Source organism: Nocardia flavorosea (genome assembly GCF_015477805.1).
GTDB classification, from domain to species: domain Bacteria; phylum Actinomycetota; class Actinomycetes; order Mycobacteriales; family Mycobacteriaceae; genus Nocardia; species Nocardia flavorosea_A.
The window spans coordinates 125,736-143,649 of record NZ_JADLQL010000004.1 but is presented as its reverse complement, the minus strand read 5'-3'; the positions used below and the strand labels follow the sequence as shown (position 1 = coordinate 143,649).

Below are 17,914 nucleotides of genomic sequence, written 5' to 3'. Positions count from 1 at the left end.
GGGCTGCGGCACCCTATGGTGCGGAGCGCAGGCGTGTGGCGTTCACACCTCCATAACCGACGATGCCCTCGCCGACTCGGGGTCGGCGAGGGCATCGGCAGGACTTCGGGCGGTGCACCCGGCCTACCGGGTGCACCGCGCGATCAGATCACCGGAGCCGGGCTTCGATGGCTTCGATGATGCGGGGGCGGAGTTCGGCGGCGCGGATGATGGCGTCCACCGAGCCGACCTCTACGGCGCGCTGGATGCTGTGCACACCGTCGAATTCCGCGGCGACCTCGCCCAGTTTCTCGGCGCGGACCGAGGAGCGCAGTTCGTCGAGTTCGGCGGTGAGAGCGGCGCGTTCGGTGCCGCCCGCGTTCGCCGCGCGCTGTTCCAGGTCGCGGACCCGGGCGTCGGTGGCGGTGCGTTTGCCGACCTCGCCCGCGAATACGACAGCCGCGGCGGGGGCGCCGCCGAGGACCGAGGCGAAGGAGCCTTCGATGGCCAGGACCGTCATATTCGGGTTCAGGGCCTTCGAGAACACCACGAACGCGCCACCGTGGTAGCGGGAGATCACGCAGAACACGATCGGCCCGTCGAAATTGACGATGGCGCGGCCGATTTCGGCGCCGTACTCGAGTTGCAGTTTGCGCATCGATTCCGGGGAACCGTCGAACCCGGACAGGTTCGCCAGGACCACCAGCGGGCGGTTGCCGCTGGCCGCGTTGATCGCCCGCGCGGCCTTCTTCGACGACTGCGGGAACAGGGTGCCCGCGGTGTAGGTGTCGGGGCCGTCGGTCGCCGGGAAACCGCGCCGCGGGATGCTCTGGGATTCGATACCCAGCAGGCAGACCGGGATACCGCCCAGGTGGACGTCCTGGACGACGGCGGTTTCGGCGTCGGCCATGCCGGCCCAGCGTTCGAGCACATCGTGGTCCTGGTCGGACAGTGCCCGCATAACGGTCCGGATATCGAACGGCTTCTTGCGGTCCGGGTTGGCGGTGGGGGAGAAGATTTCGCCGACGGTGGTGAAACCGCTGTCCGCCAGCACATGCGGGAAGTCGGAGATATCGCGATCCACCGGGTCGGTGGTGGTGGCCCGCCGCGGGGACTGCTCGCCGGGCGCCACGTAGGTGTGATCGTAATGCGACATCAGGACACCGCGGGCGGCGGTGAGGTTCGGCGCCCAGTACTGGGCCTGGCCATTCGGGCCCATCACGCGGTCATAGCCGCCGATACCGAAGTTGTCCTCGGCCGATACGCCGCCGGAGAAGTCCAGCGACTGTTTACCGGTGAGCACCATGGCCGAATCCGGGGTCATCACCAGGATGCCCTTGGTGTGCATGAGCATGGTGGCTTCGGCGTTCCAGTACGGCTGGGCGCCGACATTGATCCCCGCGACCACGATATTGATCTCGCGGCCGGCCTGGGTGAACTCGACGATACGTTTGAGCGCCGCGGCCACCCAGTCCATGTTCTCGGTGCCGGAGGTCATCGAGATCCGGGCACCGGAGGACAGCGCGTACCACTCCAACGGGACCTGCATCCGGTCGGCCAGATCGAGCGCGCCGATGATCCGGCGGCATTCCGGTTCCGACAGCGCGCCCAGCGATTTCGTGGGATCGCCGAGCAGCACCACGCGGGTGATGCCTTCCGGGTACCGGTCGGTCGGGGTGGTCACCACACCGGCGACGATCGCCGCGGTGTTGCGGCCCTTCGGCCGGTCGACCGGCACCAGCGCGTGCTCGGCGTCGAGATCGTATTCGGTGAAATCGCCGAGCTGATCGGTCAATTCGTACGGGTACACGGCATTGCGCCCGGCCGCCCGCAGCACCTTCTGGCGGTATTCGTCCAGCGGCTCCACCGGTTCGTCGGACCGCTCACCGACGACGACCTGGGTGCCGCCGATCGCGTCGAAGGTGATCCGCAACGCCAGTTTGACCAGGGCCCCGGTTCTCGGATCGGGCTGGCGGGCGATGAGCAGGATCTCCTCCAGCCCGGCGCCGACCGTGGTCGGGCGCACCCGCTCGACGATTTTCTCCAGCTCGCCGCGGGTGACGTCGATCGTGGGCCAGATGTACATGACGATGCGGTTGGTCTGCAGCCGTTTGGCCGCCGGCCGCCCGGCCTGCGCTCGTCGGATCGAATCGAGGCAGGTGGCGATGGTGCTCTCGGCGGTCGGCAGGGTGACCAGCCGGCCGTCGTGATCGCGCAGCGCGGTCAGGTCGCGGACCTGGGCGAACGCGACGAGACGTTCGTCGGCCGGATTCTCCTTGGCCACACACCGGAACAGGTACACCTCCTCGTTGTCCGAGGACGGCAGCTGGGTGAGATCGAATTTGTGCAGCCGCTTCATCTGCATCCGCTGCGCGATATACGGGTGCAGGCCGCGGATGAGGTGTTCCTCGTCCAGGCCGGTGGCCGACGGGCGGAAGGTGAAGTGATAGTGCATGACCGCGTTATCGCTGCCGGCGACGGTGGCGGTGATCCGATGGACCGAATTGGGCAGCGGCTGCGCATTCAGCACCTCGTGCAGCGCGGCCGCCATAGTCTCGAAATCCTCGGGCTGATTCTCCCAGGACAGGTAGATATCCGCCTCGATGGATGCGGTTCCGGTGCCCAGTTCGGCCAGCCCGCGCACGGTCTCGGCGAGGGAATCGAAGCTCACCGCGGCCGAGACCAGGTTCACGCCCTTGCGTTCGGCGACGACGAAGGTGCAACCGCCGGCCTGCCGGGTGCGGACATCGGTGAGGTCCTTGTTGCCGTAGTAGCGGCGGGTCAGCACCTCCAGCATCGCCGTGTTGTCCGCGGAACCCCGCGAAAGCCGCTGGCCCAGCAACCGCACCAGCGGTTCGGTGGCGCTCACCATCTGCGCGATCCGTTCGCTGCGGTCGGCGGCGTCCGGGTTGGCGTCGAGGTAGCTGAGGTTCTTGCGGGTGTCGGTGTAGACGCGGGCGCGGTTGCGGCGCAGCACCGGCTGGCCGTACCAGGCGAACACCAGACCGCGGGTGAGGTCGGCGATCACCGGGAAACGCACCTGGGTCGCCGCGACGAGGCGTTCCAGGGCGAGGCCGACGGGCTCCCGCAGCGCCCGGTCGGGCATCGGCTCGTTCAGCCATTCACGCAGCAGCGTCGAGATCACCTCGACGGTATCGGCGGGCCGCTGCTGGGCGAGGAAGATCCGGAAGACCGCGGCCTCGAGATCCGGGGTGCGATCCAGTTCGGTGACACCGTAGTGCCCGAGCGCCGCGGCGAGCTTCGCCCGATACGACTCCGGCAGCCCGGCCCGCTCGACATCGAGGCTCTGCAGATAGGTGTGGAAGTATTCGCGGGCACTGTGCACATGGCTGCGGCCGCCGCCGTCGTCGTCGAACGACCGGTTGTGGCTGAGTTCGGCCAGGTCGGCGAACACCTGCATCAGGTCGAGTTCCTCGGCCAGCGGCCGGTGATTGTCCGCGACGGCCGCCCGGCGCGCGGCGAGGTAGTCGTCGAGGACCCGGCGGTCGTCGTGCGGGTCGACATCGAAGCCCAGCAGCAGGCTGCGCAGGTCCTGGCGGCCGCGGGACATCCGCTCGTGTGGCAGGACCTGGCCGGATTCGGCGGGCAGATCCAGCTCGACCGATACGGTGGCCGAGGTTTCCCCGGCCGCGTCGTCGTCGGCGAGCGGTTCCAGGCGCAGCAGCGGCGCACCCGTCTCCACCTGGGTGCCGACGGAGACACCGATCTCCTTCACCCGGCCCCGGAACGGCGCTCGCAGCACCGTCTCCATCTTCATGCTTTCCAGCACCAGCACCGGGGCGCCGGCCTCGACCTCGGCACCGGCCTCCAGCGGGGTCGCGACCACCAGCGCCGGGGCGGGCGAACGGACGACACCGCCTTCGTCGCGGCTGATGCGGTGGGTCACGCCGTCGATATCGACCAGGTGGACCGGACCGTGCGTGCCGGTGATCAGGCGATACCGCACACCGTTGACCACGATCTGCCCGGTGTGCCGGTCGAAACGTTCGAGGTCGACATCGGCGGTGCGGCTGTCGGCGCCCGCCTCGATCCCGACCCGGAACCGGTGCGCACCGATCCGGGCGACCCGCACCCGGTAGCTCGCGCCGCGCAACTTCAGGTCGAGCGGCCGTCCGCTGTCGTGCTGGACCTGGGGGCGGCCACCGGCGGCGGTGGACAGCAGCCGATGCTGTTCGACCTGCTCTTCTTCTTCGTAGGCGTCGATGGCGGCGGCGGCCAGGGCGGCGCTGGAGTGCCGTTGCGAGACCAGCCGGCCTTCGCCGCGTACCCGGTCGATCCAGCCGGTATCGGCGCTGGCGTCGATCACCTCGGGCTGGTCCAGCAGGTCGAGGACGAAGCTCTTGTTGGTGGCGCCGCCCTCGATGATCACCCGGGTCTGCGCGACCGCGCGGCGCAGCCGGCCCAGCGCCTGCTCACGGTTGCTGCCGTAGGCGATGATCTTGGCGATCATCGAATCGAAATCGGCCGGGATGGTATCGCCCTCGCTGACGCCGGTATCGACGCGGATACCGGGGCCGGCGGGCAGGTCCAGGTGCGCGATACGCCCGGGGGCGGGCGCGAAATCACGGTCGGGATCCTCGGCGTTGAGCCGCGCCTCGATGGCGTGGCCGCGTTCGGCCGGCGGCTCACCCTCGAGCTTGCCGCCGGAGGCGACATGCAGCTGCGCCCGGACCAGATCGACACCGGTGGTGTACTCGGTGATGGGGTGCTCGACCTGCAGCCGGGTATTGACCTCCAGGAACGCGAACAGCTGCTCACCGGGGTGGTAGAGGAATTCGACGGTCGCCGCGCCGCGATAGCCGACCGCGATCGCGAGCCGTTCGGCCGAGGCCTTCAGTTCGGCCGCCTGCTCCGGGCTCAGCACCGGCGAAGCCGATTCCTCGATGATCTTCTGGTTGCGCCGCTGTACCGAGCAGTCGCGCACACCGAGTGCCCACGCGGTGCCCTGACCGTCCGCGATCACCTGGACCTCGACGTGGCGGGCGCCGGTGACCAGCCGTTCCAGGAACACCACGCCGCTGCCGAACGCACGCACGGCCTCCTGCCGGGTGCGTTCGTAGGCGTCGGCGAGTTCGGATTCGTTCGTGATCACCCGGATACCGCGGCCGCCGCCGCCGGCTGTCGCCTTCAACATCAGCGGGTAACCGATATCGCTCGCGGCGGCCAGCGCATCGTCGAGCGATTCGACCGCGCCGCGGCTCCACGGCGCCACCGGTACGCCGACCTCCTCGGCGATCAGCTTCGCGCCGATCTTGTCGCCGAGTTTGCGCATGGCCTCCGGGCTGGGGCCGACGAAGGTCACGCCGATCTCTTCGCACAGTTCCGCGAACGCCGGATCCTCGGCGACGAAGCCCCAGCCGACCCAGGCGGCGTCCGCCTTCGTCGCCAGCAGTGCGTTGCGCAGGACCTTCAGGTCCAGGTACGGGCGTGCGGATGCCGGGCCGAGGTCATAGGTCACATCGGCTTCCCGTACGAACGTCGCGTTCCGGTCGACGTCGGTGTACAGGGCGATCGTTTCGATGGGTTGCCCGGTTTCGGCGGACAGATCCCGGGCGGCGTGGATGAGCCGCATGGCGGACTCTCCACGGTTAACGATGGCGATGCGGTTGAACACTCGCCGACTCCTTCCTGCGCAAGCACGAGCCCGGTCGGGCGGGGTTGCGGGTTACGTTTGGGCCAGTCTGCCTCCTCACTGCGCGAAAATGCACAGCGTGTGGGGGCTACTGGCACGTATTTTTGCGGAGTCGGTCCGGCCGCGCCCGTCGGACGCGGCCGATCGGTGGCGTCAGGGGCGGGGATGGGCCTGGAACAGCGTCCACATCCGGTTGAGGATTTCGGTGCGCCGCGGCTCCGGCGGCCAGTTGTGGCCGCCGTCGTTGTAGACCCGCCACAGGACCCGGGTACCGGAGGCGCAGTCCCAGCGCCTGGAGTCCTTGACGTCGGTGCCGCCGTCCGCCTGCTCGTTCTGGCAGGGACGGTTTTCCCAGCTCCAGTACATGACATGGCTGTAGGCGATGGGTTCGGGGACGGTGAGGTCTGCTGCCGAGGCGAAAACGCCCCAGGAGATCGCGCGTGCCGGATTGCAGCCCGTGGGCGGGGGAGCGGGTGCGTACACCGCACCGGAGGCGAAGATGCCCGGATTCGGCGCCGGGTCCTCGCAGGCCACCCGGGACGCCATCTGCCCGCCGTTGGAGTGGCCGGAGAGATGGATGCGATTCGGATTCACGCAGTACTTCGTGCGGACGTCCGCGACGACTTTTTTGATATGGGTGTTGTCATAGGCGCCCGCGCCGGCATCCCAGCCCCAGCCCGAGCCCTCCGGTTTGCTGCCGCGCGGATAGACCACGATTGCCTTCTGTTGCCGGGCGACCGCGTTCCAGCCCGATTGGGCCTCGATCCCCTCGGGACTGCCCAGACCGCCATGGATGGCGACCACCAGTGGCGCCCCGGCGGCGGGTATCCCGGCGGGCACGTAGACGCGGTAGTACCGGCCGTCGAAATTGTCGACCCGCCGGCTGGTGTTTCCGGTCGGCGTTGTCGAGCAGGCGACGGCCGCACCCCCTGGTTCTTCGTCGGCGTGGACGGGAGCCGCTACGGACAGGGCGAGTGAGAGGGCTGTGCAGGAAGCGCCGAACAGTACTGCCAGATTCTTCTTCAGTGAGGACGCCACACCGAACTCCTTGTGTGCGATCAGTCTTGCGCTCCGCACACTACTCAGAAATGCGGGATTTCCGGACCGGAATCGGTCGATTAACTGGATGTAAACTGCTGTCGCACAGCGAATTTCGCGTTCACCGTCATTCGGATCACGGTCGCTCACCGGTAGCTGCAAGCCATCCCGGGCAAATGAGCGCTGCGACCGCCGCCGATAACCGTATGGGCGGAATTCCGGCCGGTTCGGTAGCGTTCTGCTCGAATACGAGACGAGACTGAATACGGGGTACGGAGTGCGAGCAGGGAATCCGGCTGCGCGGGGGCGGTTGCGGAAATTCGGTGTGGTGGTTGCGGCGATACTGCTGGCGACCTGGTTCGGTGGGGCAGTGGTGGCCGCGGCGCCGGTTCGCGCTCCGGTGCTGCGGGCCCCGGCCGGTGGGTATCAGGAGCTCGTGGTGCCCTCGGGGATGGGGCCGATCGAGGTGCAGGTGCAATGGGCGGCGCGGGGCGGTAGTTCGGCGCTGTATGTGCTCGACGGACTGCGGGCGCCGCATGATCACAATCAGTGGGTCAGCGATACCGATGTGTTGAAACGGTTCGCCGGCGACGATGTCACCCTGGTCTTCCCGGTCGGCGGGCATTCCAGCTTCTACGCCGACTGGTATCGGCCCAGCAGTACCAACGGTCAGACCACCACGTACAAATGGGAAACCTTCCTCACCGAAGAGCTGCCCGCCTTTCTGGCGCGGTACGGGGTTTCGCGGACGAACAACGCCGTCGTCGGCGCTTCCATGGGTGGTGGGGCGGCGCTGACACTGGCCGCACACCACCGCGATCAGTTCCGGTTCGCCGGTTCCTTCTCCGGTTTCGTGAATCCGACCTTCCCGATGTGGAACGAGGCGGTGCGCGCCGCGATGTGGGATGAGGGCCGGTTCGATGTGGACGATATGTGGGGCCCGCCGAGTGACCCGGCGTGGCGTCGCCACGACCCGACCGTGCAGGCCGAACTGCTACGCGGCCTGCCCCTGTACATTTCGGCCGGCAACGGCGTGCCCGGACTTCCCGATGTGCCCTACGGGGCGGGGAACACCGTGAACGCGATGGGGCTCGAGGCGATGGCCATGACCGCCGCCCGGATCTTCGCCGACCGCGCCGCATCCCTGGGCATCGCCGCACGCGTCGATATCGGCAACGGCACGCACACCTGGCCCTACTGGGAACAGGCCATCGGCACCGCTCGTCCGATGATCCTGGCAGCGCTGGGCGTTCACTGACTCGCGGTGCCGGCCGTCGATCCCGGCGTGGCCACTTCTCCGGGATCGTCGGCTGGTGGGATCGGGCCGATCGCCCCGTAGTCCAGGATTCGCCGGCGACTCGCCGGAGCGTCCCGAGCCGTTGAACTGCGCAGACGGTATTCTTCCGGTCTGCGCACGCCGGACAGCGATGCCCGGCTGCGCCGCATATCGGGCATGAGCGAGACCGGAGCCGGGCCCGTCTACCGAAGCGCAGGCGCAAGCACCACAGCACTGCCTCCGGACCCGACTCGCTGATGCCGACCCGTTTGCCACGTTCGCTTCGATGCCCACTCGACTGGAGCGCGATGAACCGCAAGCATTCCTGTATCGCGGCAGCGATCACCGTAGCGTCAGTGGCCGCCGCCGCTGCCGCCCTCGGCACACCGGCCCGGGCCGCGCCCGGCGAAATCGGCGTCGGCGGGATGCGCCTGATCGCCTCGGTGGATGCGACGAACTCGGCCCCCGCCGGGGATATCTCGGCCGGTGTTCCGTTCAGTCATGCCACCAAGGTGTCCGGGAACTTCTCGGTCGCCCTCGACGGGGCGCCGCAGTTGCAGGGCGGACGGATCGTGGCGGGTTATCTGGTCGGATGCGCGGTGGATGTGTCCGAGGGAGTTTCGATCGCGATCGTCCCGGAAATCGGTGGCGGGGCCTCGATCGCGCCCTATACGGAACTCGAGGTCGCCACCACCTTCGAAGAGGGCGCGGCGCCGGTCGTCACGATCGCGCCGCTCATCGGCGTAGAGCCGAGCGTCGGTGTCGAATCCGCGCTCGCCGGGGAAGTGGGGGTCAACCTGGCGCCCGGTACGGTGGCGCCGGTGGTGGTCGGCGAGACCGAGCTGACCCCGGAAACGACGTTCCCGTATGCCTTCGCCCACGCCGGCACCCCGCTGAACGTCGACGGATGTCTCTCCCCGGCTTCGGCCATGCCCTTTGTCACCGTCACTGCGCAGACTCCAGGCGGCACCGCCCAGACCACCGGCTACGGCACACCGTTCGAGTTCTGAACCGGGGCCGCCGCAGGTGCGCCGACCGATTCGGCGCCGAGTCGATGGTGGTTTGCCGGTGTGCGGCAACCACCATCGACGGCACGGGCTCAGGGGAGTGGCAGGCAGGTACTTCCGGCGCCGACACCGTATCCGATCACATCGACCTCGAGGTATTTCGCGGAGGTGTACCGGCCCGGAGTGAACTGCTGTGCGGTGATGTTCTGACGGCCCGTGTACTCGGGCGTCCAGGCGAACGTGGCCGTCCCGTTCTCGGGGTGGTACGTGGCTTGTCCGAGGCGGACGCCACCGCCGGGTACCCCGCCGCCGCTGTTGATGATCGTGACCTCGCCCGCCTCGGACGGTGGCGCGTCGACCGTGGCCGTCACTGTATAGCTGCAACCGACCCGCAGTCCTTCCGGTCCGGCAGCAACTCTCACGTCGGTGACCTCCGCGCCGGCGCCCGGCGCCGCGAGTACCGTCGCCAGACCGGCGATACCCGCAATTGCGGTGGAGCTGAACAGCCGGATGGATTTACGCATACAGTGCCTTTCTCGTCATACGTCGGACTACCCGAGTGTGGCACGCAATAACGGAGGGCCGCAGTGTGGGACAACGGCGTATTTCTTGTTGGCGTCTCGTAACTCGTCGGGAGCGAACGGTTTACGCCACAGAGTGTGCGGTGCGGCCGTGCTTCACCAGTGCATAGAGGGTCACCAGCGGCTTCAACGGCATCCATTCCCCGAACCGGTACTCCGCACCCCGGGTCAGGCGGTGCGCCAGATCCGGGCGCTGCCGTGCCAGATACCGGCGTGCCTTCGCTGCGTGGACGGGCAACGAGACGATTTTGATCTGGTCCACATCCACCAGATAGGGGACTGCGAACGCGATGTTCTGCCAGGTGCTGCGGCTCTGTTCTTCGAGTACCAGTTCACCGCGGTACCCGCGCGCGCCGGTGGCGTAGTCGGCCATGAGCGCGGCCTCCGACCGTGGGCCCGCACAGGCTCCGCCCGCCAGGATCAACCTGGTCCCGGCCGCGCCCGGGTCGAGAGATCGCAGGCCGGCCCGTACCCGCCAGCGGTTCATGGCGTTGGCGCGGTCCCCGCCGTTGCGGTATCCGAGAACGAGGACGGCTTCCGACCCGCCGGTCGCGGAGCCGGTCAGGCTGCGCGAGGCGCGCCAGTTCGTCCATTCGCCCCACAGCAGCAACAGCGTTATCGCACCGAGGGCGAGCCGGGTCCGTTTCCGCACCCGGCCAGTCGAGCACGTCGCATTGACCCCGTCAAACCAGTGGTTTGCCCAGAGCCCGGCGTCTTCTCATATCCGCGAGATGGCGGTTCAGCGGATACAGTCGCCACTGTTCGGGGCCGGCTGCCGTGACGAAACCGATGGCGCGCATCACCAGTTCGAAGGCCCGCTGGCGTCCCGGCCCCCACGCCAGGCCCAGTTCGTCGCGGAAACGCTGGGGCAGGAATCCGGTGGTGAAGAACCTGTTGATCCGGCGGAACGCCAGCCGTTCGAACCGGCCGTAGGGGCCCAGATCGACGACTTGGCCGAGCAGATAGGTTTTGACCTCGTCGTCGAGGGAGATCTCGGCGCTTTTGCGGTCCCAGTATTCGGCGAACGCGGCGCGGTCGGCGGGCCACATCTCCGGGCGCATCTGCAGGGTGGTGCCGAAGCGGGCCGATTCGCGGTACAGCTCGTCGGCGTCCGCCTCGCTCAGTGGACCGAAGAGAAAGGTCACCGAATCGACGACACCCTTGTAGATGCAGGCCGCGACCCACCGTTGCAGTTCCGGGTCGAACGCGTTGTACTTCACCGGACTGCCGGGCCGGGCGCGGACGTGGCGGTGGGAAGTGTCGGTCGCGGCGCGATAGGCCGCGCGTTCCTCGTCGGTGCCCAGCATGGCGACGGCGAGGTAGGTCAGGGTGGTGCGTCCGCGTTTGCGGGGATGAAGATCGAAACGGCCGCTGTCGACCGTGCTCTCGACGACTCCCCGGCCGACCGGGGCCAGGCTCAGTTGCATGATGACATTCGCCGGTCCGCCGAGCAGCGCTCCCGGACCGGCCAGGTGTTTACGGCGGGGCTCCGCATCGGGTTTCGGTGCGCGCGGCTCCGTTGACGCTGGGCGGGACATCTCGACCCCCTGAATGAGTGAGAGGATTACTATTGAATTCTCTCACACCTGGTGGGGTGATTCAACGGCCGCTGATGCTTTCCGTGTCCGCCGCCGATAGTCCGGACGGCTTGGGGTGATGGCGCGAAATCCCGGCTTCCGGACCGCAACGCCCGGTTCCCGGCCCGTGCCCACCCAGCACGGTCTTCGTCTGGCCCTCGAACCGGGGCTCGCCGACCTCCACGCTGACATGCCGATATCGACCCGACCCTGCCGCCGCGCCGAATCGGCCGCGCGCTGATCCCTCGGCCATGCGGCCGCCTGTACAACGGGTGCCGACCTCCGACAGGAGGAGCGGCGGACCCAGGCATGGCGGTGCCGGATATTCGGTGCCGGCCGCACGCGGTGTCGTACCTGCGTGGCCGGGCGGGGGCCGCTGGACGTCGGAAGTGCCGAGCTGCGGCTCCGGCGCGGCCGGTGCACGGCCGGCGTCGCGGCGACCGATACAGGGTTATCGGTGCAGGTCGATACGATCGGCCCATGTCTGCGTCTCCCGCCCGCGTCCGGGCGCTCACCGCGCGTTCGGCGATCCTGAGTGTCCTGCTCGGATCGCATCCGGCGCAGGCTCCGGCCGGCTGGATCGTCCGGGTCGGGGCCGGGCTCGGGTTGCAGGAATCCGCGGTGCGCGCCGCGCTGACCCGAATGGTCGCCGCGGGTGATCTCGAACGCGGCGCCGACGCGACCTATCGGCTGTCCGAACGGCTGGCCGAACGTCAACGCCGGCAGGACCGGGCCATCTCACCGGACCTGCGGGCCTGGCACGGTAGCTGGATCCTGGCGGTCGTGACGGTCGGCGCCACCGATTCCACCGACCGTGCCGCCTTCCGGGAAACTCTGCGACTGGCCCGGTTCGGGGAGCTGCGCGAAGGCGTCTGGTGCCGGCCCGACAATATCGCCGCCGACCTCCCCGAAGCCGCCCGGCAGCGGGTGGATCTGTTCACCGGGCAGCCCGAGGAGCCGGCGGCCGTCCTGGCCGGCCGCCTGTTCGCGCCGGACCGGTGGGCGAGCCGGGCCCGGGAATTGCTCACCGCCCTCGACGATGCCGAGACGATCGGGACACGTTTCGAAGTGGCGGCGGCCGTGGTACGCCATATCCTCGACGACCCGGTGCTGCCGCCGGAGCTGCTGCCGAAGGATTGGCCCGGCGGGGTTATCCGGGCACGCTACGAAGTGTTCCGCGCCGAGTTCCAGACCTACGCCGACGAACTCATCGAAACCAACCTGTTACGCCGTAGTGAATCCGATCCACGGTAGGGCGCCGTCGCAGCCCGCGACCTGTTCGCTGCCGCGAGTCAGCCGATCTTCGGAGTCAGCCGGTCGATGATCGCGCCGGTGTCCAGCCCCACCGGCAGGGTGCCGAAGACATCGCCGCGGTCGCGTCCGAGCCGGGTGCGGGTGAAACCTTCGGCGACAGCGGGATGTCCGTAGCGGACCAGTAGCGAACCCTGGAGCACCAGGGCCATATCGCCGACGATCCGGCGGGCGCGGTGCGGCAGGGTGTCGAGTTCGGTGAACTCGGCCTTCAGCCGCTTTATCGCGGTATCGAGCACGGAATCGGCGCCGGCGGCGAGTTCCACCTCGTCGAGGAACGCGGTCAGGGTGGCCGGTTGTTTGGCGAGCGCACGCAGGACGTCCAGGGCGGCGACATTGCCGGAACCTTCCCACACCGACATCAGCGGGGCCTCCCGGTACAGCCGCGGCATCCGGGAATCTTCCACATACCCGTTGCCGCCCAGGCATTCCAGGGCTTCGGCCGCGTGGATGGGTCCGCGTTTGCAGACGTAGTACTTGCTCACCGCCAAGCTGATGCGGCGCAGCAGATCGGCGGCCGCGTCGCCGGTGGTGGCGCGGTCGGTGAGTTCGGCCAGCCACAGGGCGGCCGTGGTTGCGCCCTCGGCCTCGATGGCCAGATCGGCGAGGACATTGCGCATGAGCGGCTGGTCGACGAGGTTCGCGCCGAACGCGCGGCGGTGCTGGGCATGGTGGATCGCCATGATGGTTCCGGTGCGCATCCCGGTGGCGGAGGCGAGGGTGCAGTCGAGGCGGGTCAGGTTGACCATCTCGATGATCGTGGGCACGCCGCGGCCCTCGTCGCCGACCAGCCAGCCGGCCGTATTGTCGTATTCGACCTCGCTGCTGGCGTTGGAGTGGTTACCCAGCTTGTCCTTCAACCGTTGTAGGTGGAAGGGGTTGCGGGTGCCGTCGGGCAGTACGCGGGGAACGAAGAAGCAGGACAGACCGCCGGGTGCCTGCGCCAATGCGAGGAAGAAATCCGACATCGGTGCCGAGGTGAACCATTTGTGCCCGGTGATCCGGTAGGAACCGTCCGGCTGCGGGACCGCGGTGGTGGTGTTGGCCCGGACATCGGATCCGCCCTGTTTCTCGGTCATCGACATCCCGGCGATCAGGCCGGGCTTGTCGGCGAGCGGGCGCAGAGCGGGGTCGTAGTCGCGGCTGGACAGCAGCGGTTCGTACCGGGCGGCCAGATCGGCGTTCGCGCGCAGGGCCGGGACGACGGCATAGGTCATCGAGATCGGGCAGCCGTGCCCGGCATCGACCTGCGACCACACGCTCGTTTTCGCCGCCCGGACCAGATGCGGTGCAGGCCGGGTATCAGCCCAGGGGGCGCCGTGCAGGCCGAAGCGGACGGCATGCCGCATGAGCTCGTGGTAGCTGGGGTCGTAGCGGACCTCGTCGATGCGGTGACCGTAGCGATCGTGCGTCTGCAGCACCGGCTGGTGTTTCTCGGCCAAGTCGCCGAGTTCCTGGGCGTGCGCGCTACCGGCCAGCCGGCCGATCTCGTGCAGTTCGTCGAGGGCATGGGCGGCCCCACCGCGTTCCAGGGCTTCGAGGATCACGGGCACCTCGGCGGCGTCGTAATCGACCAGCGGCGGGACCTGGTTGGTGACGATATGGGTGGACACGACGACTTCTCCTTCGCGGACGGCAATACGGGTGGCTCGGCGCGGGCGAACGGCCGCCTGGTTTCTTATTACAATTCTGAATCGGGCGATGAGAATTTGCAACACCGAATGTGCTGGGTGCGGGTGTCCGGCGTGCCGGCTTCACTGGGCGCTCGGCCGGAGGGACACGAACCTGTCGATCGCCTCCACACCGCGGACGATCCGGTTCCATGCCGGCCCCGGCAGGAGGCCGCGGCTGCTGGTTTGGCTGTGATGGGCCGGGGTAGGCGGCGGACATCACTGCTCGGCCCACCGCGACCAGAGGAGACCCATGTTCGTACACAACAAGGATCTGCAGTTCGAGGTACGGGTGGAACGGCCGGACCCCCGGTTCGCCACCCTGCTCCAGGAGCAGTTCGGCGGTGCCAACGGTGAGCTCAAAGCCGCCATGCAGTACTTCAGCCAGGCGTTCGTGCTCCGCCGCAAGCATCCCAAGATGTACGACCTGTTCATGGATATCGCCACCGAGGAATTCAGTCACCTCGAAATCGTCGGCAATATGATCACCATGCTGCTCGACGGCCTGAACGACGACCTGAAACAGGCCAACGAACACTGCGACTGGATGCCGGTGGTCGCCTCGGCCGACGGCAAGGAACAGGCCATCCACCAGGTGGCGACCGACCCGCTGTTCCTCGCGCTGCGCGGTGGCGGACCCGATGTCGGCAACTCCGCCGGGGTGCCCTGGAGCGGGGCGTATGTCAATTCCAACGGTGAGCCGTCGGTCGACCTGCGCAGTAATCTCGCCGCCGAATCGCGCGCCAAGATCGTGTACGAGTACCTGAAGCAGTTCACCGACGATCCGGGTGTACAGGACACGCTCTCGTTCCTCATGAGCCGTGAGGTCGCACATTTCCAGCAGTTCACCGCGGCGCTCAACGAACTGCCGGTCAACTTCCCTCCCGGTGCGCTGACAGGCGACGACCGTTTCCAGAACATGGCGTTCAACATGTCCAACGGCGATGCCAGTGCGCGCGGTCCGTGGAACGAAGGCCAGGGGCCGTGGCCGGAGGGGGTGGAATGGGAGTACGTCGCCGATCCGGTCCGCGACTGGCTCGGTAGCCGGGCGCGGGAGAACCAGGGCGCGAGCGCCAACCCCGAGGGCAGCCCCGCCGTGATGGGCACCAAGCAGTTCACCCACGAACAACACTCGCCCGCCTGAACTGCCGGGCCGGGCAACGGAGACGATCATGGACGCATTGACTTTCCTACGCGCCGACCACGAAAGCGTGCTCGGAATGGTCGAATCGCTGGAACGCGGCCGCGGTTTCAGCGAGGCCGAACTACAGAACCGCGCACATCTGGCGACCAGCCTCGTGATCGCCGCATCCCAGCACGAGGCGGTGGAAGAACAGTTCTTCTGGCCCGCGGTGCGCCGAGTGCTGCCCGACGGCGACGAACTCGCCGACCGCGCCCTCGACCAGGAGGACGCGGGTAAACAACTGCTCCAGCGGATCGAGGACGCGAAGGCCGGGTCCCGGGATTTCGAAGAGGCCCTCACCGAGTTCATCGGCGCGATCCGCGAACATATCGAATTCGAGCAGAACCAGGTGTGGCCCGCGTTCGGTCGCGCCCAACCGCCGGCGGAGATGGAGGAACTGGGCACCAAGATGGCCGCGGCCAAGAAAACCGCGCCGACCCGCCCACATCCGACCACACCGTCTACGCCCGGTGCGCAGAAGAGCGCGGGACTGGTCGGCGCTGTCGCGGACAAGGTACGCGACGCCTTCAGCGGACGCCGATCGCACCAGCCGCCGGACCCGCCCGCCCCCTGAGCGGCACCGCGGACCCAGGCCGGCGTGTTCAGGGCCTGTGCGGGTCGGCTTGGCTGTTCCGGCGGACAGCAGGCCGACCTGCCGGTAGAGGCGGGTGGCCGTCCCGGTGGCACGGCCCGCATAGTGCTCGGGCCACACGGTGTCGGCTCCCACCTGGCACCGCCGCACAGGGGCTTCACCGCAGCCGTGCACCACTGGCCGCGGCCACACCGAGCCGGCGATCAGCACGCCCGCGGCATCGGGGGCCGGTCAAGTAGCTGTGTCGAGCCATCCGGTGTCGATATCGCCGGGCCGGTCGGCGTAGGCCGCGGCAGCGGTTTGCAGGATCAGCGCCGCCGCGGCTGCGCCCGGATCCAGTACGCCCCGCGCCACCTCGCCCACATAGCTGGCGCGGCCGCGCTTGGCGACCAGTGATGCGGTACCGGCGGCGCCCCGCACCGCGGCATCGGCGGCGGCTTCGAGCGCTTCACCGGGGTCGCTGCCCGCCGCGACCCGGGCGGCGAGGGCTTCGGCCGCCGGCGCCAACGCGTCGACCATCGTCTTGTGCCCGACCTCGGCATTCCCGTACTGCTGCACCGTGGCGACACCGGCGCTCAAGCCGCGGGAGAACTCGGCCGGGCTGGGTTCCGAATCGCTTGTGCAGCGGGCGAGTTCGCGGAAGAACATGCCGAACAGCGGCCCGCTCGTCCCGCCCGTGCCGAGGAAACCCCGCGATACCGCGGTCAACCACGCCGTGTAGGAGGCCGCCGGTTCGGCGTCGATATTCTTGCGCGCCCGGCGCAGGGCGGCGGCGATATTGGCGCCGAAATCCCCGTCGCCGGCGCGGCGATCCAGATCCGCCAGGGCTTCGGTGCGGTCCAGGAAGGCCGCGAACATCGTGTTCACCCAGCGTTCGCCGAATCCGGCGGGCAGTGCTGCGTCGGTCATGGCGGGCTCCTTCACCAGGTCAGGGCGGGGGTGCGCACGGGCGCGTCCCACAGCGGCAGCAGATCGGCATCGGCGGGCAGCAAGGTGACCGAGACGCCGACCATATCGAGCGAGGTCACATAGCTGCCGGCGAGCGAACGGGCGACCGTGATGCCCTGCCCGGTGAGCCGCCGGTGCACCGCCCGGGCCGCGATCGACAGCTCGATCGGGTAGGCGCCGCCGAGGCCGTTCACGATCGCGACCACCGCGGACCCGCGCGTACAGCCGAGTTCGGCGACCAGCGGATCGACCAGCAGCGCGATGAGCGTATCCGCATCGGCGAACGGGACCCGGCCGGTACCGCGTTCGCCGTGGATCCCCACGCCCAGTTCGACTTCGCCGCTGTCGAGAGTGAAGGCGGGACTCGTCTCGCCGGGGTGCGTCCCCGCGCTCAACGCGAAACTCAAAGTGCGCGCATTACGGGCGACGCGACGGCCGAGTTCGGCGACCGTGCCCAGATCCGCCCCCGCTTCCGCGCCGGCCCCGCAGATCTTCTCGGCCGCGAGCACGGCCGCGGTGCCGCGGCGGCCCGGCCCGTCGTCGCTCTGGGTGGCCAGATCGTCGTCCACCAGAACGGTTTCGGTCGCGACCGCGTTGTCGTCGCCGGCGAGCTCACCGGCGATCCGGAAGTTGAGCACGTCGCCGGTGTAGTTCTTCACGATCTGCACCACACCCCGCCCGGAATCGGCGGCCACCGTGCCCTCGTGCACCTGCAGCGCGGTCGGGCTGGCGAAGACGGCGCCCGGTACGGCCACGTCCAGCATGCCGCGGCCCACGAAACCGGCGTGCAGCGGTTCGTGCCCGGACCCGCCGCCGGAAACCAGCCCGACCTTGTCGCGTGCCGGAGTGGCCCGGGTGACGAGGCCGCGTTCGCGGTCGTAGGCGATGAGCGTGGGATGGGTCAGGGCGAGCCCTTCGAGCGCTTCCTCGGGAGCGTTCTCGGGCTGGTTGAGAATCTGTCGGCGCACGGTGCTCCTTCGGATCGACTCCGACCGATGCTAGTCCAGCGACAGCGACCGAACCTGCTGCCTTTCGACTGCCCCGGCCACGGGATTACCGGCTCGTCGGCAGCCGGGTGCTGCATTCGATGCTGTCGGCG

Annotated in this window: 13 protein-coding genes; 5 read left to right on the top strand and 8 right to left on the bottom strand. The window is 68.6% G+C overall.

From position 1 onward, the window contains the following. Nucleotides 1-148: 148 nt before the first annotated feature. Both IU448_RS19340 and IU448_RS19335 read right to left on the bottom strand, forming a co-directional pair. Entirely contained in the window at nucleotides 149-5,614 is a 5,466-nt protein-coding gene (locus IU448_RS19340) for a carboxyl transferase domain-containing protein (RefSeq protein ID WP_195057076.1), read from the bottom strand. Nucleotides 5,615-5,785: 171 nt separating this feature from the next. Beyond that, on the bottom strand, nucleotides 5,786-6,670 hold the full coding sequence (locus IU448_RS19335) for an alpha/beta hydrolase family esterase (RefSeq protein WP_195057075.1): 885 nt from the start codon (nucleotides 6,668-6,670) through the stop codon (nucleotides 5,786-5,788). A 277-nt stretch (nucleotides 6,671-6,947) separates the two neighbouring features. On the opposite strand from IU448_RS19335, the gene IU448_RS19330 reads away from it, so the two are divergent. Then, nucleotides 6,948-7,928 carry an alpha/beta hydrolase gene (locus tag IU448_RS19330; protein ID WP_416383024.1) on the top strand — a complete coding sequence of 327 codons (981 nt, stop codon included), beginning with the start codon at nucleotides 6,948-6,950 and terminating at the stop codon, nucleotides 7,926-7,928. A 326-nt stretch (nucleotides 7,929-8,254) separates the two neighbouring features. After that, on the top strand, nucleotides 8,255-8,956 hold the full coding sequence (locus IU448_RS19325; RefSeq protein ID WP_195057074.1) for an MspA family porin: 702 nt from the start codon (nucleotides 8,255-8,257) through the stop codon (nucleotides 8,954-8,956). Nucleotides 8,957-9,045: 89 nt separating this feature from the next. On the opposite strand, the gene IU448_RS19320 is transcribed toward IU448_RS19325, so the two are convergent. From IU448_RS19320 to IU448_RS19310, 3 genes are all read right to left on the bottom strand, one after another. Further along, nucleotides 9,046-9,477, bottom strand: coding sequence for a hypothetical protein (locus IU448_RS19320; protein ID WP_195057073.1), 432 nt, complete (start codon nucleotides 9,475-9,477; stop codon nucleotides 9,046-9,048). Between the two features lie 121 nt (nucleotides 9,478-9,598). Continuing rightward, entirely contained in the window at nucleotides 9,599-10,186 is a 588-nt protein-coding gene (locus IU448_RS19315) for a YdcF family protein (RefSeq protein WP_195057072.1), read from the bottom strand. Between the two features lie 31 nt (nucleotides 10,187-10,217). Beyond that, nucleotides 10,218-11,072, bottom strand: coding sequence for an oxygenase MpaB family protein (locus IU448_RS19310; protein WP_195057071.1), 855 nt, complete (start codon nucleotides 11,070-11,072; stop codon nucleotides 10,218-10,220). A gap of 519 nt (nucleotides 11,073-11,591) precedes the next feature. Here IU448_RS19310 and IU448_RS19305 point away from each other — a divergent pair. Further along, nucleotides 11,592-12,365: a PaaX family transcriptional regulator C-terminal domain-containing protein gene (locus tag IU448_RS19305; protein WP_195057070.1), complete on the top strand. Its 774-nt coding sequence runs from the start codon at nucleotides 11,592-11,594 to the stop codon at nucleotides 12,363-12,365. Nucleotides 12,366-12,403: 38 nt separating this feature from the next. On the opposite strand, the gene IU448_RS19300 is transcribed toward IU448_RS19305, so the two are convergent. Continuing rightward, on the bottom strand, nucleotides 12,404-14,035 hold the full coding sequence (locus IU448_RS19300) for an acyl-CoA dehydrogenase family protein (protein ID WP_195057069.1): 1,632 nt from the start codon (nucleotides 14,033-14,035) through the stop codon (nucleotides 12,404-12,406). 310 nt (nucleotides 14,036-14,345) lie between these two features. On the opposite strand from IU448_RS19300, the gene IU448_RS19295 reads away from it, so the two are divergent. Together IU448_RS19295 and IU448_RS19290 are read left to right on the top strand one after the other, a co-directional pair. Next, nucleotides 14,346-15,236 (top strand): manganese catalase family protein, encoded by an 891-nt coding sequence (locus IU448_RS19295; protein WP_195057068.1) that lies wholly within the window; start codon nucleotides 14,346-14,348, stop codon nucleotides 15,234-15,236. 28 nt (nucleotides 15,237-15,264) lie between these two features. Beyond that, nucleotides 15,265-15,849 carry a hemerythrin domain-containing protein gene (locus tag IU448_RS19290; RefSeq protein WP_195057067.1) on the top strand — a complete coding sequence of 195 codons (585 nt, stop codon included), beginning with the start codon at nucleotides 15,265-15,267 and terminating at the stop codon, nucleotides 15,847-15,849. 249 nt (nucleotides 15,850-16,098) lie between these two features. Here the strand turns inward: IU448_RS19290 and dhaL are convergent, their stop codons facing one another. Beyond that, entirely contained in the window at nucleotides 16,099-16,776 is a 678-nt protein-coding gene (dhaL, locus tag IU448_RS19285) for a dihydroxyacetone kinase subunit DhaL (RefSeq protein WP_195057066.1), read from the bottom strand. A gap of 11 nt (nucleotides 16,777-16,787) precedes the next feature. Continuing rightward, nucleotides 16,788-17,783, bottom strand: a complete 996-nt coding sequence (locus tag IU448_RS19280; protein ID WP_195057065.1) for a dihydroxyacetone kinase subunit DhaK — start codon at nucleotides 17,781-17,783, stop codon at nucleotides 16,788-16,790. Nucleotides 17,784-17,914: the final 131 nt, after the last annotated feature.